We start from the raw sequence: 21,357 nt of genomic DNA on the forward strand, positions 1-21,357 counted from the left end.
CTCGATCATCACCTATCAGGAGGACCACCATGGCCCTAGTATCCATGCGCCAGCTGCTCGACCACGCCGCCGAAAATGGCTACGGCATTCCGGCGTTCAACGTCAATAATCTGGAGCAGGTCCAGGCCATCATGGAGGCCGCCGACGAAACCGACAGCCCGGTGATCATGCAAGCCTCCGCCGGCGCGCGCAAATACGCGGGCGAGGGCTTCCTGAAGTACCTGATCCAGGCCGCCGTCGAATCCTATCCCCATATTCCGGTGGTGATGCACCAGGACCACGGCCAGTCGCCCAAGGTTTGCCAGGGCGCGATCGACCTGGGTTTTTCCAGCGTCATGATGGATGGCTCCCTGAAGGAAGACGGCAAGACCGTTGCCGACTACGACTACAACGTCGAAGTCACCCGCAAGGTCGTCGACATGGCGCACAAGGTGGGCGTGACGGTGGAAGGCGAACTGGGCTGCCTGGGTTCGCTGGAAACCATGATGGGCGACAAGGAAGACGGCCATGGCGCCGAAGGCACCATGACGCGCGAACAGCTGCTGACCGATCCGGAACAGGCCGCCGATTTCGTGCGCAAGACGCAGCTGGACGCGCTGGCCATCGCCATCGGCACCAGTCACGGCGCCTACAAGTTCACCCGCAAGCCCACCGGCGACATCCTGTCGATTTCCCGCATCAAGGAAATCCACCGCCGGCTGCCCAACACCCACCTGGTCATGCACGGCAGTTCCAGCGTGCCGCAGGAGCTGCTGGCGGAAATCCGCGAATTCGGCGGCGACATGAAGGAAACCTACGGCGTGCCCGTCGAGGAAATCCAGGAAGCCATCAAGTACGGCGTGCGCAAGGTGAATATCGATACCGATATCCGCCTGGCCATGACCGGCGCCATCCGCCGCTTTTTCGCCGAGAATCCTTCCAAGTTCGACCCGCGCGAATACCTGAAGCCCGCCCGCGCGGCCGCCAAGGCGATCTGTGTGCAGCGCTACACGGAATTCGGAACGGCCGGCAACGCCAGCAAGATCAAGGTCGTGCCGCTGCAGGAAATCGCCCGGCAATACGCGGGAGGCCAACTGGCGCAGGTCGTTCAGTAAGGCCCGCCCGGGTCGTTCAGTAAAGCCGGCCCCCGCCGTGCAGTAAACTGCGCGCATCCGCCGGCATTTCGTTCCATCGGACATTCCCGCCGGACCCAGCGTCCCGCGGGAATGTTTATTTCCGCCATAGGCCTCCCGTGACATCAGCCCTGCATCAATCCAGTATCCGGTCCCTGCCCCTGCTCGGGCGCGGCAAGGTGCGCGACATGTACGCTGTCGGCGACGACAAGCTGCTTATCGTCGCGACGGACCGTATCTCCGCGTTCGACGTCATTCTCGACGATCCCATTCCCGGCAAGGGGCAGGTATTGACCGCCCTGACGGAGTTCTGGCTGTCCAGGCTGGCCCACCTCATCCCCAACCATTCCACGGGCATCGCGCCCGAAGACGTAGTGGCGCCCGATGAAGTCGAGCAGGTCCGGGGCAGGGCGGTGGTGGTGAAGCGGCTCAAGCCCATCCTCGTCGAGGCGGTGGCGCGCGGCTACCTGATCGGGTCGGGATGGAAGGACTACCAGGCCACGGGCGCCGTTTGCGGTATCGCCTTGCCGGCGGGCCTGCGCCAGGCGGAAAAACTGCCGCAGCCCATCTTCACGCCGGCGGCCAAGGCCGAATTCGGCACGCACGACGAAAACGTCGACTTCGATCACGTGGTGCGCGAGGTCGGCCAGGCCATGGCCGAACGCATCCGCGAGGTGACCCTGGCGCTGTACCGCGAAGCGTCCGCCTTCGCGACCACCAAGGGCATCATCATCGCCGATACCAAGTTCGAGTTCGGCCTGGACGACAATGGCACGCTGCACCTGATGGACGAAGTCCTGACGCCGGACTCCTCGCGGTTCTGGCCGGCCGACAGCTACCGCGTCGGCATCAGCCCGCCGTCGTTCGACAAGCAATTCGTGCGCGACTGGCTGGAAACCCAGCCCTGGGACAAGACGCCGCCGGCGCCGCGCCTGCCCGCCGACGTGATCCGCAAGACCGCGGAAAAGTACCGCGAGGCCCTCGACCGCCTGACCCAATAAAGCCGCCAACAGCGCCACCGCGTCCGCATCAAACAGGTCTCTCCCGACCCGGGACGCCGAGGATCCGGCTCCGCCGGTCCTCTGGCGCCGCCCCCTTGAGGGGGAAGCGCGTAGCGCTTCGGGGGTGGGTCTCTCCCGTAGTCGTCTTTCGGGCAAGGATCATATATAGTGCCGCGCAACCGCGCCCAGAGGGGGTGACGGGCGCCCTCATTGCCGGTCGGCCACATCGACCGGCGGCCCTTGCCGGGGCCGCTTGATTCCGGGGCGGCCGGCGGGAAAGGGGAGGGGCTGAAATGGTCATGATGCTGCCGTTTGTTCTCGGCATGCTGGCGGTGTGGTTCGGGCTGCGGGGCAGGCGCGAGGCCTGCTTCACGTTGTGGGTATTGACCCTGATCGTTTTCGCGGTCTGGGCGCGCTATCACATGACCGACGCCCTGCGGCTGATGCTCTGAGAGGCAGGCCGTGCAATTCGCTTCCCGCTCCTCTCATCCCGCGTCCACTTTCCTGAATGCCCTGGCGCTGCTGGCGATCACGGCCGCGCTGGCCCTGGCCTTCGCCTGGCAGATCGTCTTCAACGAATTGCCTTGCCCGCTTTGCCTGCTGCAGCGCCTGGCCTTCGTGCTGGCCGGCGCCGGGCTGCTGCTGAACCTGCGCTTCGGCGCCTCGCCGGCGCATTACGCCATGGTGATCGCCGCCGCGCTGGCCGGTATCGTGGTCTCGGCGCGCCAGCTGCTGCTGCACCAGGCGCCCGGCGATCCCGGCTATGGTTCGACCTTGCTGGACCTGCATTTCTATACCTGGGCCCTGATCGCCTTCGTCGCCCTGATCGGTTACTGCGCTGTCATGCTGGCACTGGACCGCCGGGCCGGCGACAACAGCGCGCCGCGTCGCGCCGGCATCATCGGCGGGGTCATCATGTGGTCTTTCTTCCTGGTCGTGCTGGTCAACGCCGCCAGTACGACGCTGGAATGCGGCTTCGGGCCGTGCGCGGACAATCCCACCTCCTACGAATGGCTGGCTCCCTTTTCGGGGAGCTGAGCGTCGGCGAATCGGCGGCACCCACGTCCGGTGCCCGGCGTGGCGGCGCGTGTCCCGTCCGGCGCGCCGCGCTTCCCGCGCGCGGTCCCTCACGCGCGGTCGCGGGACGGCGTGCCGGGGCCCGGGTAAAATCGACGGTTTCCCCTGTTTCGCCGGCCCGTTCCCGCGCGACCGGGCCGCACCATTGGCGGCGGCGCGCCGCCGCGCCGCAACGTTCCATCGCTTAGTCCCACTGCCTTGTTATGACAGCCAAATCCACCTCCTCGCCCGCCTCGACGCCCCTGGTCGGGGTCATCATGGGTTCCTCCAGCGACTGGGAAGTCATGAAGCATGCCGTGGCCATGCTGGACGATTTCGGCGTCGCCTGCGAGGCACGTGTGATTTCCGCGCACCGCATGCCGCTGGATATGGCGGAATACGGCGCGGCCGCACGCGGCCGCGGCCTGCGCGCGATCATCGCCGGCGCGGGCGGGGCGGCGCATCTGCCCGGCATGATGGCGGCGTTGACCGACGTTCCCGTGTTCGGCGTGCCCGTGCCGTCCAAGTACCTGCGTGGCGAGGACTCCCTGCTTTCCATCGTGCAGATGCCCAAGGGGGTCCCGGTGGCCACGTTCGCGATCGGCGAGGCCGGCGCCGCGAATGCGGCCCTGCATGTCATCGCCAATCTGGCGACCACCGATGACCGCCTGCATGCCAAGCTGGCGGACTTCCGCGCCCGCCAGACGCAGGCCGCCCGCGATATGCAACTGCCGCCGGCAGGAGCCCAGGCATGAATACCCGCGTGTCCTCCCAGGCTGGCGATACGCCGGTATCTTCCGCAGCCGCCGCTGGCGCCGCATCGTCCTCGCACGGCGGCACGCCCCCGGCGCCGGCCCCCGGCGGCAAACCGGCGCCGGCCCACGGCATGATCGTCGAGCCGGGCGGCTGGCTCGGTCTGCTGGGCGGCGGGCAACTGGGCCGGATGTTCTGCCACGCGGCGCAAAGCCTGGGCTACAAGGTCGCCGTCCTGGATCCGGCGGCCGACGGCCCGGCCGCGATGGTGGCGGATCGCCATATCCACGCGGGCTATGACGACCCGGCCGGCCTGGACGAGCTCGCGCGCACCTGCCGCGCAGTGACGACGGAGTTCGAGAACGTCCCGGCCGATAGCCTGCGCGCGCTGTCGGCGCGCTGCCGCGTCAGTCCCTCCGCCGATGCCGTGGCCGTGGTTCAGGATCGCATCGCGGAAAAGACCTTCATCGCCGGCCAAGGGATTCCGGTGGCCCCGCACGCGGCCGTACGCCAGGACGACGACCTGCGCGCCGCGCCGCAGACGTTGTTTCCCGGCATCCTCAAGGTGGCGCGCCTGGGCTATGACGGCAAGGGCCAGGCGCGGGTGCAGACCCGCGACGAGGCGCTGGCCGCCTTCGAGGCGTTCGGCCGCGTCCCGTGCGTGCTGGAAGCCCTGATGCCCCTGGACCACGAAATTTCGGTGGTGATCGCGCGAGGCTTCGATGGCGCGACGGTGATGTTCCCGGTGGCCCGCAACGTGCATCGCGACGGCATCCTGGCCGTCTCCACCGTGGACCGCGCAGCCCTGTCCGGTCCCGACGCGGCGCTCGAGCGTGCCGCCGGCGACGCCGCCCTGCGCATTGCCGCGGGCCTGGATTACCACGGCGTGCTGTGCGTCGAATTCTTCGTGCTGCGCGACGGTTCGCTTTTGGTCAACGAAATCGCGCCGCGTCCGCACAACAGCGGCCACTACACCATCGACGCCTGCCTTACCAGCCAGTTCGAACAGCAGGCGCGCGCGATGGCCGGGTTGCCGCTGGGCGGTACCGACCTGCTGGCGCCGGCCGTCATGCTGAATATCCTGGGCGACATCTGGTTTGAACCAGGCTCGGATCGCCAGCGTGAGCCGGACTGGGCCGCGGCACTGGCGGTGCCCAGCGCCAAGCTGCATTTGTATGGCAAGCGCGACGCGCGCCGCGGGCGCAAGATGGGCCATGTCACCATCGTCGCGTCCACCCTGTCGCAGGCGCGCCGCGATGCGGCCCGCGTGGCGGCCGTGCTGGGCATGCCCGCGCCCTGACCCACCCGGATCCGCCATGGTGCCAGAGACCGAAGACGAAGCCACCGATGCCCAGATCGCGCATGCCGCGCGCGTGCTGGCGCGCGGCCAGTTGGTGGCCTTTCCCACGGAAACCGTCTATGGCCTGGGCGGCGACGCGGAGAACCCGCTGGCGGTGGGCCGTATCTATGCCGCCAAGGGCAGGCCTTCGGATCATCCGGTGATCGTGCACGTGGCGCCCGGGGCGGACCTGACGTACTGGGCCGCCGACATTCCCCCGCAGGCCCACGCCCTGATCGACGCCTTCTGGCCCGGTCCGCTGACGCTGATCCTGAAGCGCGCGCCGCACATCGACCCCGCCGTCAGCGGCGGGCAGAACAGCGTGGGCGTGCGTTGCCCCTCGCATCCCGTCGCGCAGCGGCTGCTGCGGGCCTTTGCCGGGCTGCATCCCAACGGCCAGGGCGGTGTGGCCGGGCCGTCCGCCAATCGCTTCGGCCATGTATCGCCGACGCGGGCGGAACATGTACGCGCGGAATTCCCCGATGAAGTCGCGGCCGGCATGCCGGTGCTGCAGGGCGGCGCCTCCGCCGTCGGCATCGAGTCCACCATTGTGGACCTGTCGCGCGTGGACGAGGGAATCGGGCCGGTACTGCTGCGGCCCGGCCACATATCCGCCACCGATATCGCCCGCGTACTGGGCACGGCTCCCGCGCTGCCCGATGCGGCCGCACCGCGCGCGTCCGGCACGCTGCGCGCCCACTACGCGCCGCGCACGCCGCTGGCACTGGTAAGCCGCGAACAGCTGGACGCGGCGGCCGTGGGCATCGGCTTGCCGCCGGATGGCCGCACGGTCGCGGTCGCCTATACCCCGCGTCCGCTGGAAATCGATAGCCGGCTGGTGTGGCAGCCGGTGGCCGCCGACCCGGCGCTGTATGCGCAGGCGCTGTACGCCCTGCTGCGAGAACTGGACGGGCTGGGTTATGCGCGGATTCTCGTCGAGGCCCCACCCCGCACGCCGGAATGGGCTGCAGTGAACGACCGCATCGGCCGGGCCGCCGCCGCTTTTGAAGTCTGACGGTCGACCACGTCCTCCAGCAGTTCTCCGGCACCTCATCCCGTGCGCCTCGCCGTCCCTCGCACGTCCCCGCACGTCCGCCCAGGCGACTCGCACGTGGCGGACCGCGCGCTTGCGTGGCGGGGCCTCATCCCATGGGCTAAGTGTTCCACCTAATTGCCGCGCCATCCGGCGCGGCTTACGCTGCGCCGCCTACATGCAGGTCCGGCCGGCGGCTCGCCCGGCGATGCGGTGGCCCGCGCCCACAAGGCCGGCGAACCGCGCACAAGGAGAACATCCATGAAGAAGTTCCTTACCCTGACGGCCGGCGCCCTGGCGCTGGCGGGTGCGGCGCATGTCGCGGTGGCCGGTCCGACACTGGATGCGGTCAAGAAGAAGGGCTTTGTCCAATGCGGCCTGAGCGACGGCGTCACCGGCTTCAGCGCCACCGACAGCAAAGGCGAGTGGGCCGGCATGGACGTGGACATCTGCCGCGCCATCGCGGCGGCGACGCTGGGCGATGCCAGCAAGTTCAAGGGCACGGCCCTGTCCACGCAACAGCGCTTTACCGCGCTGCAGTCCGGCGAAGTCGACGTGCTCCTGCGCACGGTAACCTTGACGCAGACCCGCGATACCTCGCTGGGCCTGGCAGCGGTGGCGGCCAGCTTCTATGACGGGCAAGGCATCCTGGTGCGCAATTCCCTGAAGGTGAAGAGCGCCAAGGAGCTGGACGGCGCGACCATCTGCGTGCAGCCCGGCACCACCACCGAACTGAACCTGTCCGACTGGTTCCGGGCCAACAACATCAAGTTCACGCCGGTGGTCATCGACAAGGTGACCGAGGTGGTGCGCGCGTTCGAGTCCGGCCGTTGCGATGCCTTTACCGACGATGCCTCCCAACTGGCCGCCGTGCGCGCCTCGCAGGTGGCCAACCCCGCCGATTACGAGATTCTGCCCGAACGCCTGTCCAAGGAACCACTGGGGCCGATGGTGCGGCAGGGCGACGAAAATTGGCTGGGCATCGTCCGCTGGACCCTCTTCGCGCTGATGGAGGCCGAGGAATACGGCATCACGCAAAAGAACGTCGACGAGATGCTCAAGAGCAGCAACCCGAACGTGCTGCGCATCCTGGGCGTGACCCCCGGCGCGGGCAAGAACATGGGCCTGGACGAAAAGTGGGCCTACAACGCCATCAAGGCGGTCGGCAACTATGGGGAAATCTTCGAGCGCAACGTGGGCAGCGGCAGCAAGCTGGGATTGAAGCGGGGCGTCAATGCCCTGTGGAACCAGGGCGGGGCGATGTATCCGTGGCCGATACGCTAAGCCGATTCCTCGACAGGAAATCCTTGATGGCCGCCATCACCGCGACCGGCTGGTCGCGGTGAGGCGTATGGCCGCAATCGGCCAGCACCTGCATGGTCGCGCGGGGGGCGTAGCGGGCGATGCTTTCGATCTGCGCCAGGCTGGCGTATTCGTCCCCGGTGCCTTGCAGTGCCAGCACGGGGCAGCGAATCTGCCGTAATTCCGCTTCGATATTCCAGCCGCGGAATGCCGGATCCAGCCAGATGTCGTTCCACCCCCAGAACGCGGAATCCGGATCGTCGTGATAAGGCGCCAGCCGGGCGCGCAGGTCCTTTTCCAGGTAGGCCCGCCGCGCCTCGTCGATACCGCGCACGGTGACATCCTCGACGAAAACGTGCGGCGCAGCGGCGATCACGCCCGCCACGGCGTCGGGATGGTGCGCCGCGTACAGTAGCGCGATCGACCCGCCATCGCTGTGCCCGTACAGGAAGGGCGGGTCGCGCCGCGGGTCCACGCCCAGGGCATGCAGCAGCGCGGGCAGGACATCGCGGGCCTGTTCGTGCAGGTATCCGCGTTCCCACTTTTCGTGGGCGGGCCGCGGCGTGGACTTGCCATATCCCGGCCGCGAATAGAGCAAACCCCGGCAGCCTGCCGTCGCGCAGGCGAGGGCGGGCCAGTCCTTCCACATGGCCACCGATCCCAACCCTTCATGAAGAAAGACCAGGAGCGGCGCGTCCCGGCGTTCGGGCGCGATCCATCGGTATTCCAGGCACGTCTCGCGGCCACCGGCCTGCACGCAAACCCGGGCCGGCTCCGGCCGGTGGTCCTGATCCATATGTCCTCCTGTTGCGGGATTTTCGCTCACGTCCCGCTGCGGCGCCAAGCGGACCGGCGGCATCGATGGCCCGCACGGCAGCGGCGTGGGCCCGCCGCGGTCCGCGCCGTGTACACCCGGCGCGACGCCGCCGTGCAAGCCGCGCGGGATTCGACTATCCTGCTCCAGGCCTTGTGCCGGCAAGGCAGGCTGCATGTCGAGACGCATGGACCGCGACGCTGTTTATGCCCGGGCGCCCGATCGGCGCGGGGCGCAAGACCCGGCGCGGCCGATAAGGGGAAACCGTTTTCATGAAGTTCGCCGATTTCAAGCAGGGCATGGTCATCCACGCCGGGCCCGTCACGGTCACCGAAGCCGAGATCCTGGAATTCGCCCGTAAATACGACCCGCAGTGGTTCCATACCGACGTCCAGCGCGCCGCCCAGGGGCGCTGGGGCGGCCTGATCGCCAGCGGCTGGCACACCTGCGCCATGGCCATGCGCATGGCCGTGGACGCGGCCCTGCACGATTCCGAATCCTTCGGTTCGCCCGGCCTGGGCGAAGTGCGCTGGCGCGTGCCCGTGCGGCCAGGCGACCAATTGCGGCTGGAGGCTCGCGTGCATGGCCTGCGCAGTTCTTCGTCGCGCAGCGACCTGGGCATCATCAACTGGGCGTGGATCGTCTACAACCAGCACGACGAAGCGGTGCTGGAACTGGACGCCACCAGCCTGTTCGACCTCAGCGAGGACCAGTCCGCTTGAGTCCCGGGATGGCGGTGCGCGGAATCGGTGCAACGCTCGCGCGGGCGGCATGGCCGGGCGCTGGCGGCATATTCGCCGCGATCCTGCTGGCCGGCGCCGCGTTGCCGGCCTTGGGCGCGCCGGCGCCCGCCGCGGTGGAAAACTACACCTTGCGTCAGGCCGTGACGGCCTGGGACATGTTGTCCAAGATCGACGTGCTGTGTCCGGACGGCGACCGTGACCGCGAGGCGCTGCGCCTGAAGGAGTTGGAGGCCGTCGCCACGCAGCGCTTGCGCTTATCCGCCAAGGCCATGCTGGAGACCTTGCGCGAGGAAGTGCCTGCGGTCCTGATGACGCCGGAACAGGCCGTGCGCGTGGTGGCCAATGCCGGCGGCTGCAAAACCGATGCGCTGGCGCAATGGCGCGGCCGCGCCGCTTTCGTGGCGGACACATCGCGCCAGGTGCTGGCCGGACAGGCGCGGGCCGATCGGCAATGGCCGCGCGACGCGGCGTTGGAACAGCCACTGCGGATTACCGTGCTGGGCCAGCGAGCCGATGCTGCTCATGGCGCGGTCGTCTGGCTGCGCGTGGAAAACCGCGCTGCCACCCCTGCGCGCTTCGCGCTATTGGGACCGCAAACGTTCGTCGGGCTGTGCACACGCCTGGATATCCATGGTGTGCCGGTGGAGCACGGCTATGCCCCGCGCGAATGGCTGACCTTGCCTCCGCGCAGCCAGGCCTCCGTGCGGCTGGGGCGCGATGCTTCGTGTCCGCGCCAGCCCAGGGTTAACGTGGGCGGCGTGGTCGCGGTCGACACGGGTGCGGGGCCGCGCTATTGGCGATTCCTTGCACGGGGCGTCGGCGCGATGCCCGCGAACGTCCAGCCCTGAACGTGCTTCTCCCCGGAGCATCCAGATACGGGCCTTCCAGCGCCGTTCCGTAAAGGCCCGGATGTCCGGCCGCGGTCGTTGCCGGCCGTTTTGAATCTTTCCCATTTCCTCGGCATTTATGCAAAACGAGAACTGGCATTTTTGCCAGTTCAGGTTACATCGGCACGTCCATAGAATCTTTCCTTAACGCACATTTGCGGTTTTTTGCAACGGTGTCCGCCTGAGCTCGAAATCGTTCCGCACGCCAAGGAGATTCCACATGGCTAACTCGATCATGCCGCCCGATAAAGCCGTTATCGGGTTAGATGCGCCCATGCGTTTTGTCTTTACCTATGTGCCTGCTGCACCCACGGATCCGAAGAATATCCCGGTGATATTCAGCAGCACCGATCCCAAAGTGGTATTCGATCCTCCGCAGACTTCGCCCCGGGACACGGACGCGAGCGACGGCAAGCTGTCGGTGACGGTGACCTACAAGGCTTTGGTCGAAAACGTTACCGTGCCTATCAAAGTGACCAGCCCCGACGGCGCGACCACCTATGTGACGGCGTCGTACACGACGAAGTTCGTTAATACGGGGAATCTGGTGCTGAGTCCGAAATCCATTCCGATCGCGCCCTCGTCGTCCGATCTGGGGAAGCCAGGCTTCACCGCCACGGCCACCGTGCAATTCACCCAGCATGGGACTGCCCTCAAGAATTATCCGATTGCGTTCCAACTGGACGCGAACGTCCACGTCTACGATTCGGCCGGCAACGAACTGCAGCCCGAGGCGGGGTTTACCTACAATTTCTACACTGGCGTCAACGGGGAACCCGCGACCTTCAAGGTATCGAGCGAGTTCGAGGGCGTCTATACCTGTAGCGTCAAATATGGCAGCCAATACTCGACCAGCAATAATCACCTGAGCTTCATGCCGGAGCTGCTGGGCGGGCCGGCGTCGCAGTTCAATCTGTGGTCGCCATTGAACCTGGATGATTTCCCGGGCGCGTTCGTCAACGCGTCCATCGTTGGCGATCTGGATCCCAGCGTGGAGCGGACGCAGCCGGTAATCGCGATGGTCAACGGCAAAGCCGCCAGCGATATCGTGCCTTATGAAAGCCTGAAGACGGGCGTCAATATACAGAAGCAACTGTTTGCCGGCAGCGGCGAGCATTCCGTCAACTGGATGACCTCCGATGCCACTACCGGGGAAACCACGCAGTCGCAGGTCGTATCCGCCACGGTCATGGGCGATACGTGGCTGCATCCCCCCACGGACGGAGAACTCGGCAAACCCTACGTGCTCGGTGTCGGCATTATCAATATTTCGCTGCTCCTGAAGGGCGATGTAACGGTCTACGTGCCGGACCTGACGGCGAACGAAAAATTCACTCTTGTCTATTTTCTTAACGGCTGGGAGCCGGGCCAAAATCCGCCGGAAGCGATCGGGCGCAGCTTCAGCATTGAGGTGCAGGCGGCGCAGGCCGGTCCCAACCAAGTCAAGGTACCCGCCGCCAATCTGGGCGGCTACGCGGCCAATGGCCCCAATCGCGGCACCTTCGAGTGCTACTACTACAAGGGATGGGGCGTGCCGGGAGATAAGTCGACATATTCGGCGCCGTTGATGCCCATTATTCCGCTCGTGACGGCTTGATGGGGAATCCGGGCCGGCCGGTCGATTGTGCCGGTCCGGATCGATGCATCTGTCCGGCCACTCCGGACAAGGCTTGGATGTCTGGTGCGTGCCAGGCACTCATTCCACGGGAGTTTCGAAATGGGGAACCGTTCGTCAATCGCGGCTATTGCAGCATGCGCCCTGATGATTTTGCCGCTGCAGGCATCGCCGGCCCAGACTTTCCATAAGCCTGACGCTCAGGACGACAGGGCGATCCGGGCCGATGTGGACAGTACGCCGGCGACGGGGTTGCCCGTGTCCTGCGGCAGCGATTCGGAAGCAGCCTACCGGGCGATACTCAAGATGTGGGGACGCGATCCGCAGACCTCCCCCGCGGCCTATCGGACGCTGGAACAGCTGAAGGCCAGGAACTGGCAGTTTCGGGATATGACGGTAACCGGCACGCCAACCCGCTACGGCATTGCCCACGCTCCGGACGACTACGCGGTACTTCACGTTACCGCCACGAATCCCTATTTCACGAACGTCACGGCCATGTCCTTCAGCTCGATGTTCGTCACCGATACGGACGCGGAGAAATATGAAGTCCAGTCAGTGAACGTATATACGAAGGATTCGAACGGTCTGGCCGATCAGTTGATTGCCGCCGGTACCAACGATTCCCAGGCGGATATGCGCAACATGCCCGTCGTGGCGGGGTCCCTCACATCGGGACCGAATAATCCGTACATGGCCGACGTCATCACGCTTACCAAGTTCCTGGGCGAAGCGGGTGGCACGCCATTTTGCTACAACGTTCGCATGGACCGGGCCAGGGCAAGTCCGACAACTGCCGACATCACCGATCCGACGAACGCGCCGAACCACAAACCGCCCGCCAACGGACCCGATCGCACGATCATTTGTCTCAATCGCGGCGCGACCAATACGGAGGGTGATTTCTGCGACTACGGGCCGACGCAGCCCGGTGTGCAAAACGAGAACCTGAATCTGGTGTTTCCGTTCGCCGGCAAGGTCCAAACGATCAATGCCATCTACACCATGACGATCAACGGGCGTGCGGTGCCCGCGGTTCCAACGGGGACGGGGCCGAAACCCGGGACGCTTGCCATACGCCTGGTCAAGCACGAAGGCGGGGCGTGCAACGCACAGTTCGATCTGAAGTCGCCGTGGCAGGGTTTCAGCGTCAACCAGAACGTACTGGCCTGGCAGTTCTCCAATCCCAACGATAGAACGGATTCCAGCAACTACCTGAGTGCGGGAAATATCGGGTTATGCACCGACCTCAGCGCCAGCGACGTCCAGGATTGGTACATGATCGCGACCTTCTACGACGTCCGGAACGGCCAGCCGCATTCGCCGATATCGGTCGGAATCGGCTCGATCGGAAACTTTGACGGCTACGACGCCGAAAAGCAGCTGCCCGCCGTGGGTTTTCAATGGGGCTGCGTTATCGAGGGGACTCCAGTGGCCCTTGCCGCTGGCGGGACGATGCCCATTGAACAACTGAAGACCGGCGATATTCTGGCCGGGCCCTCGGGAACGCGCCTGCGCGTCACCGCCCTGACGCCGGGATACGACAAGAAATTCATCAAATTGATCGATGCGGCGGGCGACTCCGTGGTGGTCACGCCCGACCACCCCATATTGACGAAGCATGGTATGCGACGCGCCCAGGACGTACGCGCCGGCGATACGGTATATGGGCGCAACGGTCCGTCGGTCGTGCGCGCGGCGCAGACCGACAATCGCGAGCAGGCGGCCCGGGTCTACAGCCTGCATCTCGCCAAGCTCGATGGCGGCGATATCGCAAATACGGACGATCGCGCTTTCTTCGCCGGCGCAATCCTGGTGGGTGATTACAAGGCTCAGGAGGCCGTGATGCGTCAGGCGCAGAGGGAAAGAATGCACGGCGCGAAATAGATAGTCGCCGCCTGCACCTGGAACCGCCAGGGAAACGCGGGCGCCCGGAATCGTCGGCATTTTTGGACAGGGATGGAATCATGGCCTATGCGATAAACCTGAAGACCGCCACCTACGATCCGGCCGGGGTCGTCAGCGCCACCTGGGATCCATTCAAGCTCGCCGGCAATGTGGGCTTTTGGGTCCGTGTGGATTGGAAGTATGGCTTCGACAGTTTCCTGGTGCGGGATCCTGCCGCGATTTCCGTATCGCTACCCATGCAATTCGACAAGGCGTACACGTACACGCTCACGGTCTATGGTCTGTTGGACGACGACGACGTAAACGATGACGTGTATTCCGCCACCTTGCAGATTCCAGATTGGCCGCCAACGTAGCGGATCGCGTTGCGGTGGCAAGCGTCCGCGCGGGGCGCCATGCGGCGGCGGTTCCGTGCTTTATGTGTCCTTCATCCAGGCGGAAAATCATGAACGTCCAGTTCGACGAACCGGGGCCGGCTACGCAACTGATAGTGGGCACCTTCAATACTCTCAAGGTCCAGGTTTCCGGCAACACCGGCGATTCGATTTCCTGGTCCGTAATCCCGACAGCATCGCTATCCGGGGCGAAATCGGGAACCGCGAAGGTCTCGGCCGGCGAGGCGGCTTTCACCTTCGGGATCAAGAGCCGGCCCGGTCTCGATAGCAAGTACATGGTGCTGGTGTCCGTCTGGGATACCAATGCGCCGGATGCGGGCCATTGCACCGCGCTGTTCCGCTGTGCCAGGCCCCGCATGCAATCCAGCATAAGCCGCACGTATGGCGAGACCGCGGATCCAACGCTTTCGCCCTTCGATCCCAACAACCCGGATCCCGACCAGGTCGTCATGCTGACGCTATGGTTGAGCGACGCGGACGAGGGAACGCCGTTGAACAATAGCAAAGTGACCTGGAAAGGGTATGTGGGGAATCCGACGTACGTTCTGACAGAGGACAATGGCGATCCTCAAACGGATCCCAACGATATCACCGGCAATACCTTCCTGACGTACACCGACAGCGATGGCCGCACCGCCCTGAAATTCGCCAATACGGGGCCCAGCATTATCCCCATGGGCTGCACCTGGGGCGGAGTCCTGACCCGGCCGTTTCCGCTGCTGTTCTCCGCGTTGGGTACGGCCTGGCTGGAGGCCGGCGTCCAGGTGCCCGAGATGCCGGACGCGATAGACCTCGATGATTACGACGATACCGGTGTGCCCGTCACGATCAGCGAGGATCCCTCGGTTCCATGGATGGTGAACGGGACTCCCATCCTGGTGGGTATGTGGCTCAATGGTTTCATGACGAATGCCTATCAACTGAAGGTGGGGGACACGATAAAGATACCCAAACGGTATTTCATGTCGTTGAACGCGACCGATAAGACGCCCAATAGCGTTGCCTATACAGTGGTTCCGGCGGTCAGCGGCAATGGCCTGGATTCGAATTACCTTCCCGTGAACGTGCTGGGTACGATGGCATCGGCAACGGCTCAACGGCCCAGTCCGGCTTTGAAAGGGCTCCCGCCTTATTTGCCTGGAAAACCCGACCTGGTGGATGGAAAAGTAATAGCCGGCGGCTTGCAGGTATTCGTACCCAACTCGTATACCGCTTTCCAGAGCGGAGACGTGGTCGTCATGAATCTGTTCCTGAACGGACGTTTCCCCGGTACGGAAAATCCGAAAGCCGTCACGCTATCCAGTCCCGAGTTCGCCATTCCCGTCGATCTTCTGTGGGGGGGATTTTCCTTCGTATTCTCGGAGAACCTGCTTGCCGGCTTCGCGGGGCCGAATGCCACGCTGGGGGCTCAGTATGAAATCCGGCGGTCAGATGTGACGCTGTACTCGGATACGCTGGTTGTTCCTTTGTCGACCGACGGCACATCGTGATGAACGGGGAATTCCCGTTTACCGCGTGCGCATCGGCAACGGTCGAGCGTGCCGCTAAGAATTTTCTTATTCAAAGCCATCTACCGAGAACCTAAGCTCGTGGGCTTGATGAATTTCGGTCTAGGAAAATTCCGGCGAATGGGTCGGGAAACCATATGGGCGGCGTGCAAGGATGAATCGGATCTATCGTTTGATACGGAGCAGGAAAACCGGCCAGCTGGTGGCCGCATCGGAGCTTGCCAAGGGCGATAAATCGCCGCAGGGCGCAGGGTCGGGTGGCCTGGTGGGGCAGGTTCGGCCACGCCAGCGTCACGGTTCTGTTGTCCTGTGCTGGCTGGGCGGGACAGCGGCATCCTTCATCCTGATGGCGGGTGGGGCCGAGGCTGCCTGCGGTCCCACTTGGACCGCCAACCTGACCGCCGGCCAGTCGGTCGAAACCTGCACCGATTCCGAGATCGGTGTGCTGGCCGACGGCAATTCCATCACCGCGCCGGGCAACAACACAATCCTAACGCACGGCCAGAACGCGGACGGCGTGGTGGCACGCAACGCCGGCACGGTGAATCTGGTCGGCACGAACGTTACGGTGGAAGGCGACGGCTCGAACGCGGTAAGCGTGTCGGGCGCCTCCACCGTTACCATGGATGCCAACACGGTACTGAACGTGCATGGCAATGGAGGGGCCGGCGGTTTGGGTACCAATGTCGCCGGTATCCGCGTAACCGGCTTGGCGGGGCAGTCCAACACGGTGACGGTCAACGGTTCTCAAATCGTGACGACGGGCACCAACGCGTTGGGCGGCGATTTCGAGGGTGTGCTGCAGAATCTCACTGTACAGGGCGCCAGCTTCACGACCTCGGGAGACCAATCCATCGGCGTGCTTCTGACCACCAGCGGTACACCGGCCCTGTCGAATACGACCATCCATACCTCCGGCAACGCCGCCGGCGGTCTTCTCGTGGGCGGCGGCATCGGCACGACTGCCGGGATGACCGGCGGCTCCATTACCGTGGATGGCCAGTCGATCGGCGCACAGGTAGTCAGTTCCTCGACCCTGAACATGAACGGCGTCGCCATCAATGCGGCCGGCGCCAATTCGACCGGCCTGTCGGTCAACAGCGGTGCCACGATGAATCTCGGCGCCAGCGGCGCGGTCACGGTCAACGCCACGGGCAGCGGTGCTGTCGGCATGACAGTCGGTTCCGCCGCCACCGGCGATGCCGCGACGGCCACGCTGACCGATACGACCATTACGGCCGGCGCCAATGCGGGCGACGCGATGCGCGTGAATCAGGCCGGCAGCAGCGTCCAGTTTTCCGGCTCGACTTTGCTGCAGGCCGCGGGCCCCGGGGCCAACGGACTTGAACTGGACAACGGGGCGGTGGTCACCTTCGACCCGGCCACTCCTACCGGTGCAACCGTTCTGCCGAACTTCAGCGTGACCGGTGACGGCGGCGCGGCGATCGATGTCAATGGCGTGGGCAGTCAGGTCAACCTGAACGATGTCACGCTGGATGCGACGCAGACCAGCGCGCTCAACCTCGGCGCGAACTCCTGGGGGCTGCACGCCGAGAACGGCGGCCTCGTGGCCGTGACGGGCACCACAACGATAAATGGCATAGGGCTTCGGGCCGAGGGTACGGGCCCGGCCGGGATCGGCACGATCCGGCTCAGCCCCAACGTGACGGCTACCGATGTGCACGCGGAAGTGGACGACTATGGCCTGCTGGATGTCAGCTCCCGTGCCCCCACCAGCACCTTTACGCTGAATTCCCTGCAAGGCAGCGGGACCGCCGGCACGGGCGAAGTGTTGATCGGGCCTGTCAACCTGGAAATCGCCGGCGCCGAGCAAACGACATACGCCGGTCAGATCACAGGTAACGGCGATCTTATCCGCAGCGGAGCCGGCACCACGACGTTCACCGGAGCCAACGCGCTGACGAACTTCAGCGGCACCGCGCACATCCGGGATACCGCGACACTGGGCCTGGCCGGCGCTGCCCAGGGCACCGGCGTCGCGTTCGATTTCTCCACGGCGGGCGCCACCCTGGACATCTCCGGTTCGACGGCGGCATCCGGTGTGGAGGTCGGCCGTATCGATAGCCTCGCGGCCGGCAATGGCACGATCCAACTCGGCGCGAACAATCTGACCGTGTCGTCGGCGCAGTCGTCCGACTTCAGCGGCACCATACAGGACGGGCCACAGGGCAACGGCAGGTTGACCAAGGCCGGTACCGGCACGCTGACGTTGACGGGCCCCAATGTCTTCAATTTCGGATCCGGCGCGGGTGGCGGTGTCATTGTGCAGAACGGAACGCTGGCCGTGGCGGGCCAGGCGAACGCCAGCCAGCGGACATTCAACGTAAGCGGCCCTGGCGTGCTGGACGTATCCGCCGTGGCGAACCCGGACGGCAATTTCAATACCGGCATGATCGCCGGCGACGGGACCATTAATCTCGGCGCCAATTCCCTGACCGTGGACGGTGTCAACAACCTGGATGGCACCAGCACGGGCACATTCTCCGGCACGCTGACCGGCGGTAACGCGAGCGGCATGAGCCTGATCAAGAAAGGCAGCGGGACGTTGATTCTTTCGGGCAACAATGCCTTCGGATACGTGGGTGGAACCGATCTCGAATCCGGCGTCCTCGCCATCCGCAACGTGACGCCCGCCACGTTCGCCAAGTCCGTGACGCTGGACGGCGGCTGGCTGGATTTGTCGGAAGCCGGTCCGCCCAACGAGGCGACGGCGAACGATTGGCCCAATCTTACGATCAACGATGGGGCCAACGCCGCCCAGGGCGGCATCATCGGCGCCAATGACAACGTGACGTACAACGTCGGCGCGGGCGCGACGCAGACAGTGGCCTATCACCTGGGCGATGGCACCACGCCCAACGGCCAGGGCATCTTTGTCGTCAAGCAGGGCGCAGGCACCCTGGAATTGACCGGCGATAACAATTATGTCGGCAATACCCGCATCGAAGGCGGCACGTTGAAGGTGACGAGCGATCGCAACCTGGGCGATACCTCGGTCGCCCGCGAAGTGGTGCTGAATGGCGGCAATCTGGACGTCGGCGGCAGCTTTGTGTCCGCCCGCGATATCGAACTGCGGCAGGCGGGTGCGGTCAACGTCGAGGCTGGGCAGGATACGACCTGGCGCGCCGTAGTGGACAATGGCGCTGGCTATACCTTTACCAAGAACGGCGCCGGCCGGCTGGGCCTGAGCGGCGCCAGCCATGTGGGCGGCGTCGTGGTCAACGCGGGCGCCCTCGATATGGGTGCGGCCACCGTGGATAGCACCGCCGCCGGAACCGCCGCCGTGGCCGTGCATGGCGCGACGATCGGCTTCACGGGCGGCGTCGTCAACAGCGCCGACGACGCCATCGTTTCTGACGGATCCAGCGTAGTCAACCTTGCCGGAACGACGCTGAACGCGGCCGCCGGCAAGGCGCTCTATCGCGTCGCGAGCGGCCAGGGCACGTTGAACGCGAATAACCAGGCATTGGACGGCACGCTGCGCGCGGATGCGGGCGCTGGCCTGGTCTTGAACCTGAATAACGGGAGCGTCTATACGGGGACTCCCGAGCTGGGAAGTGCCGCCAGCACCGCGGACGTAAACCTGAACGACGCCGGCAGCGTCTGGAACGTGACCGGCGACGCCACGGTGACGAACCTGAACAATGCCGGGACGGTGGCCTTCGGCGCGCCCGCGGGCGGGGTCCATAAGTCGTTGATGGTGACCGGGAATTACAACGGCGGCGGCACCGTGGTCATGAACACGACGCTGAACACCGGCGGACCCTTGAGCGCGCAGAGCACCGACCGGTTGCTGATCAAGGGCAACGCGACCGGCACGACGACGCTGCTGCTGAAGTCCTCGGGAACGGGCGGCAACACCAATACATCGCTGAACAACCTGAAGGTGCCGACCGAAGGCATCTCGCTGGTGCAGGTGGCGGGCAACGCATCGAGCGATTCCTTCAAGCTGGGTGGCGCAGGCTATGTCGCGGCCAACAATAGCCCGTACCAGTATCGGGTCTTTGCCTATGGTCCGGGCCAGACCGCGGCGTCGCAATCCCTGCTCGGCGGCGACAATCTGGATTGGGACTATCGCTTGCAGACCGCTTATCTGGGCCCCGATGGCAACCCCGTCCCGGGCATGCCTGGCACGGGTGGCGGCGGCGGCGGCCGTCCCGCGCTCGTGGCGCAGGCCAGTTCCGACCTGGTGGCACCGCTGGCGCTGCAGAACTATGGTGCCACGGTCATGGGCACTTTGAATCGCCGCCTGGGAGAGATCCGGGGCAATGATGTCCCGCCCCCCGACAATCGTGCGGAAATGTTCAGCCGCGTCATCGGTTCCAGCGGCAGCTACCGGTCCAATCGCAGTTTCGACAGCTATGGCTACGATTTCGATCAGGACATCGAAGCCATGCAGATCGGCGGCAATTGGCTGCATCTCGCGGACCAGGACCAGAACCTGCGTTTGGGCGCGGCCGTTACGATCGGTTCGACCTCCGTCCGCCCGAAGGCGCGGGACGCGGAGGACAGCAAGTTCCGCCTGGACGCGCGCAGCCTGGCCTTGACCGGCACGTGGCAGCACAAGAGCGGCTGGTACGTCGACGGCGTGCTGTCCGCCGGCACCTTCAGCGGCGATATCAGCACCGACGCGAGCGGCAAGGCCGGCCGGGTCCAGGGCAACAGTCTGGAAGCGTCGCTGGAAACCGGCAAGGCATTCACGCTGGACAACGGTTTCGTGGTGGAACCGCAGTTGCAGTTGATGAGCCAGACGTTCAGCCTGGATAACCACACGGACATGGATGGCGTCAAAACCCGCTGGGCCGACAATACCTTCCTGACCGCGCGCGGCGGCGTCAAGGTAACCATCCCGGTGCACTCCGCCCCGGACTGGAAGCCCTATGTGGCCGCCAACCTGTTGCAGACCTGGGGTGGGAACGATGACGTCAAGCTGGCGGATACCTCATTCACGCCGGGTACGGTCGGTACCGCGATGCAGTTGCAGGTCGGCGCCACGGGGCGGATCAGTCGCAACCTGTCGCTGTACGGCGATTTGTCCGGGCAGCAGCGTATCGGCGGCCATGGCGTAAGCTCGGTATCCGCCAACGTTGGAATCCGCTATCTGTTCTGAGGCCTGTCTACAGCAGGCCGAGCATCGCGGCCTTCAGCGCGGCGGCGGTCTTGTTGGCCGCCACCAGCTTCTGCAGGATTTTTTCGATATGGAAATGTACGGTCCGTTCGGAAATATGCATGATGCGGCCGATGGCACCGCAGGTTTTTCCATCCGCGGTAAGGCGCAGGATCTGGACTTCCTTGCCGGACAGGTGCGCCTGGGATTCCGGCAGGTATTTCGGTATCAGCAATTGGGCAAGGCCGCGGTGGGCCACATGGGTCAGCCACGTCAGGCGGGGCGACAGGAAATCCAGGTCCCGTGGCGTGATACGGGTATTGGTGGTCGCCAGATTGAGCGCGCTACTGATGCCCATGGGGCCATGGCAGGCCTGGCCCCACCCCGCTTTCAGGCCGTGCATGGCGGCATCTCGCCAGAATGGAGGCTGATACATGGGCAGGTCGACGGACCAGACCAGGGGGTCGGCCGAGGGATCCACCTGGGCATTCTCGGTCTTGGCAAAGGCCAGGGCGGTGCCCATCGACGCCCATTGCCATCCGGCCGGACAGTTGTCGCGCAGGATAAGAGTGGGGTTGCTCAGGGGCAAGGGCAGACGCATGCCGAACGCGTAGTAATCGAATCCGAGCCGACCCACGATTTCGTGCAGAAGGTTGAAAAAACGCTTCTCGTCGCCCGTTCCCAGCAATAGCTCTACCCGTTCGCGCTCCCAGTTTTCCATGCGGCATTCCCCCATCGTGGCAACGTCATCCAGCCCATGGTC

Annotated in this window: 17 protein-coding genes; 15 read left to right on the plus strand and 2 right to left on the minus strand. The window is 65.1% G+C overall.

The window, feature by feature from the left end; translation table 11 throughout:
- Positions 1–29: 29 nt before the first annotated feature.
- The 8 genes from fba (at position 30) to CAL28_RS05460 (ending at position 7,578) form a co-directional block, all read left to right on the plus strand.
- Positions 30–1,094 carry a class II fructose-bisphosphate aldolase gene (fba, locus tag CAL28_RS05430; RefSeq protein ID WP_094840325.1) on the plus strand — a complete coding sequence of 355 codons (1,065 nt, stop codon included), beginning with the start codon at positions 30–32 and terminating at the stop codon, positions 1,092–1,094.
- 137 nt (positions 1,095–1,231) lie between these two features.
- A complete protein-coding gene (locus CAL28_RS05435; protein WP_094840326.1) occupies positions 1,232–2,113 on the plus strand; it encodes a phosphoribosylaminoimidazolesuccinocarboxamide synthase in 882 nt (293 codons plus the stop codon).
- A 299-nt stretch (positions 2,114–2,412) separates the two neighbouring features.
- Positions 2,413–2,565, plus strand: a complete 153-nt coding sequence (locus CAL28_RS29685; protein ID WP_176463824.1) for a DUF5993 family protein — start codon at positions 2,413–2,415, stop codon at positions 2,563–2,565.
- Positions 2,566–2,575: 10 nt separating this feature from the next.
- On the plus strand, positions 2,576–3,151 hold the full coding sequence (locus tag CAL28_RS05440) for a disulfide bond formation protein B (protein ID WP_176463884.1): 576 nt from the start codon (positions 2,576–2,578) through the stop codon (positions 3,149–3,151).
- 242 nt (positions 3,152–3,393) lie between these two features.
- The gene (gene purE, locus CAL28_RS05445) at positions 3,394–3,924 is read left to right on the plus strand and encodes a 5-(carboxyamino)imidazole ribonucleotide mutase (protein ID WP_094840327.1); all 531 of its coding nucleotides are present in this window, start codon (positions 3,394–3,396) and stop codon (positions 3,922–3,924) included.
- Between the two features lie 131 nt (positions 3,925–4,055).
- A complete protein-coding gene (locus CAL28_RS05450; RefSeq protein ID WP_094840659.1) occupies positions 4,056–5,222 on the plus strand; it encodes a 5-(carboxyamino)imidazole ribonucleotide synthase in 1,167 nt (388 codons plus the stop codon).
- A gap of 16 nt (positions 5,223–5,238) precedes the next feature.
- Positions 5,239–6,276 carry an L-threonylcarbamoyladenylate synthase gene (locus CAL28_RS05455; protein WP_094840328.1) on the plus strand — a complete coding sequence of 346 codons (1,038 nt, stop codon included), beginning with the start codon at positions 5,239–5,241 and terminating at the stop codon, positions 6,274–6,276.
- Positions 6,277–6,555: 279 nt separating this feature from the next.
- Positions 6,556–7,578: an amino acid ABC transporter substrate-binding protein gene (locus CAL28_RS05460; protein WP_094840329.1), complete on the plus strand. Its 1,023-nt coding sequence runs from the start codon at positions 6,556–6,558 to the stop codon at positions 7,576–7,578.
- On the opposite strand, the gene CAL28_RS05465 is transcribed toward CAL28_RS05460, so the two are convergent.
- A complete protein-coding gene (locus CAL28_RS05465; RefSeq protein WP_094840330.1) occupies positions 7,526–8,392 on the minus strand; it encodes an alpha/beta fold hydrolase in 867 nt (288 codons plus the stop codon). The two genes, CAL28_RS05460 and CAL28_RS05465, sit on opposite strands and share 53 nt — an antisense overlap.
- Before the next feature lie 290 nt (positions 8,393–8,682).
- On the opposite strand from CAL28_RS05465, the gene CAL28_RS05470 reads away from it, so the two are divergent.
- From CAL28_RS05470 to CAL28_RS05500, 7 genes are all read left to right on the plus strand, one after another.
- On the plus strand, positions 8,683–9,132 hold the full coding sequence (locus CAL28_RS05470; protein WP_094840331.1) for a MaoC family dehydratase: 450 nt from the start codon (positions 8,683–8,685) through the stop codon (positions 9,130–9,132).
- Positions 9,129–10,001, plus strand: a complete 873-nt coding sequence (locus tag CAL28_RS05475; protein ID WP_176463885.1) for a hypothetical protein — start codon at positions 9,129–9,131, stop codon at positions 9,999–10,001. Before CAL28_RS05470 ends, CAL28_RS05475 begins: the two co-directional genes overlap by 4 nt.
- Positions 10,002–10,260: 259 nt before the next feature.
- Positions 10,261–11,637 carry a hypothetical protein gene (locus tag CAL28_RS05480; protein ID WP_094840333.1) on the plus strand — a complete coding sequence of 459 codons (1,377 nt, stop codon included), beginning with the start codon at positions 10,261–10,263 and terminating at the stop codon, positions 11,635–11,637.
- Between the two features lie 165 nt (positions 11,638–11,802).
- Positions 11,803–13,542 carry a Hint domain-containing protein gene (locus CAL28_RS05485; RefSeq protein ID WP_094840334.1) on the plus strand — a complete coding sequence of 580 codons (1,740 nt, stop codon included), beginning with the start codon at positions 11,803–11,805 and terminating at the stop codon, positions 13,540–13,542.
- An 80-nt stretch (positions 13,543–13,622) separates the two neighbouring features.
- A complete protein-coding gene (locus CAL28_RS05490; protein WP_094840335.1) occupies positions 13,623–13,919 on the plus strand; it encodes a hypothetical protein in 297 nt (98 codons plus the stop codon).
- An 89-nt stretch (positions 13,920–14,008) separates the two neighbouring features.
- Positions 14,009–15,448 carry a hypothetical protein gene (locus CAL28_RS05495; protein WP_094840336.1) on the plus strand — a complete coding sequence of 480 codons (1,440 nt, stop codon included), beginning with the start codon at positions 14,009–14,011 and terminating at the stop codon, positions 15,446–15,448.
- 172 nt (positions 15,449–15,620) lie between these two features.
- On the plus strand, positions 15,621–20,597 hold the full coding sequence (locus tag CAL28_RS05500; protein ID WP_094840337.1) for an autotransporter outer membrane beta-barrel domain-containing protein: 4,977 nt from the start codon (positions 15,621–15,623) through the stop codon (positions 20,595–20,597).
- Between the two features lie 7 nt (positions 20,598–20,604).
- On the opposite strand, the gene CAL28_RS05505 is transcribed toward CAL28_RS05500, so the two are convergent.
- Positions 20,605–21,315, minus strand: coding sequence for an autoinducer binding domain-containing protein (locus CAL28_RS05505; RefSeq protein WP_176463886.1), 711 nt, complete (start codon positions 21,313–21,315; stop codon positions 20,605–20,607).
- Positions 21,316–21,357 lie beyond the last annotated feature (42 nt).

Origin of the sequence: Bordetella genomosp. 11, from assembly GCF_002261215.1 — a bacterium.
GTDB lineage: Bacteria > Pseudomonadota > Gammaproteobacteria > Burkholderiales > Burkholderiaceae_B > Bordetella_C.

What these genes read in the sequence shown, in the direction of transcription:
- fba (WP_094840325.1), top strand. Translation starts at nt 30, where the DNA reads ATGGCCCTAGTATCCATGCGCCAGCTGCTCGACCACGCCGCCGAAAAT.
- CAL28_RS29685 (WP_176463824.1), top strand. Translation starts at nt 2,413, where the DNA reads ATGATGCTGCCGTTTGTTCTCGGCATGCTGGCGGTGTGGTTCGGGCTG.
- purE (WP_094840327.1), top strand. Translation starts at nt 3,394, where the DNA reads ATGACAGCCAAATCCACCTCCTCGCCCGCCTCGACGCCCCTGGTCGGG.
- CAL28_RS05450 (WP_094840659.1), top strand. Translation starts at nt 4,056, where the DNA reads ATGATCGTCGAGCCGGGCGGCTGGCTCGGTCTGCTGGGCGGCGGGCAA.
- CAL28_RS05455 (WP_094840328.1), top strand. Translation starts at nt 5,239, where the DNA reads ATGGTGCCAGAGACCGAAGACGAAGCCACCGATGCCCAGATCGCGCAT.
- CAL28_RS05460 (WP_094840329.1), top strand. Translation starts at nt 6,556, where the DNA reads ATGAAGAAGTTCCTTACCCTGACGGCCGGCGCCCTGGCGCTGGCGGGT.
- CAL28_RS05465 (WP_094840330.1), bottom strand. Translation starts at nt 8,392, where the DNA reads ATGGATCAGGACCACCGGCCGGAGCCGGCCCGGGTTTGCGTGCAGGCC.
- CAL28_RS05470 (WP_094840331.1), top strand. Translation starts at nt 8,683, where the DNA reads ATGAAGTTCGCCGATTTCAAGCAGGGCATGGTCATCCACGCCGGGCCC.
- CAL28_RS05480 (WP_094840333.1), top strand. Translation starts at nt 10,261, where the DNA reads ATGGCTAACTCGATCATGCCGCCCGATAAAGCCGTTATCGGGTTAGAT.
- CAL28_RS05485 (WP_094840334.1), top strand. Translation starts at nt 11,803, where the DNA reads ATGATTTTGCCGCTGCAGGCATCGCCGGCCCAGACTTTCCATAAGCCT.
- CAL28_RS05490 (WP_094840335.1), top strand. Translation starts at nt 13,623, where the DNA reads ATGGCCTATGCGATAAACCTGAAGACCGCCACCTACGATCCGGCCGGG.
- CAL28_RS05495 (WP_094840336.1), top strand. Translation starts at nt 14,009, where the DNA reads ATGAACGTCCAGTTCGACGAACCGGGGCCGGCTACGCAACTGATAGTG.
- CAL28_RS05500 (WP_094840337.1), top strand. Translation starts at nt 15,621, where the DNA reads ATGAATCGGATCTATCGTTTGATACGGAGCAGGAAAACCGGCCAGCTG.
- CAL28_RS05505 (WP_176463886.1), bottom strand. Translation starts at nt 21,315, where the DNA reads ATGGAAAACTGGGAGCGCGAACGGGTAGAGCTATTGCTGGGAACGGGC.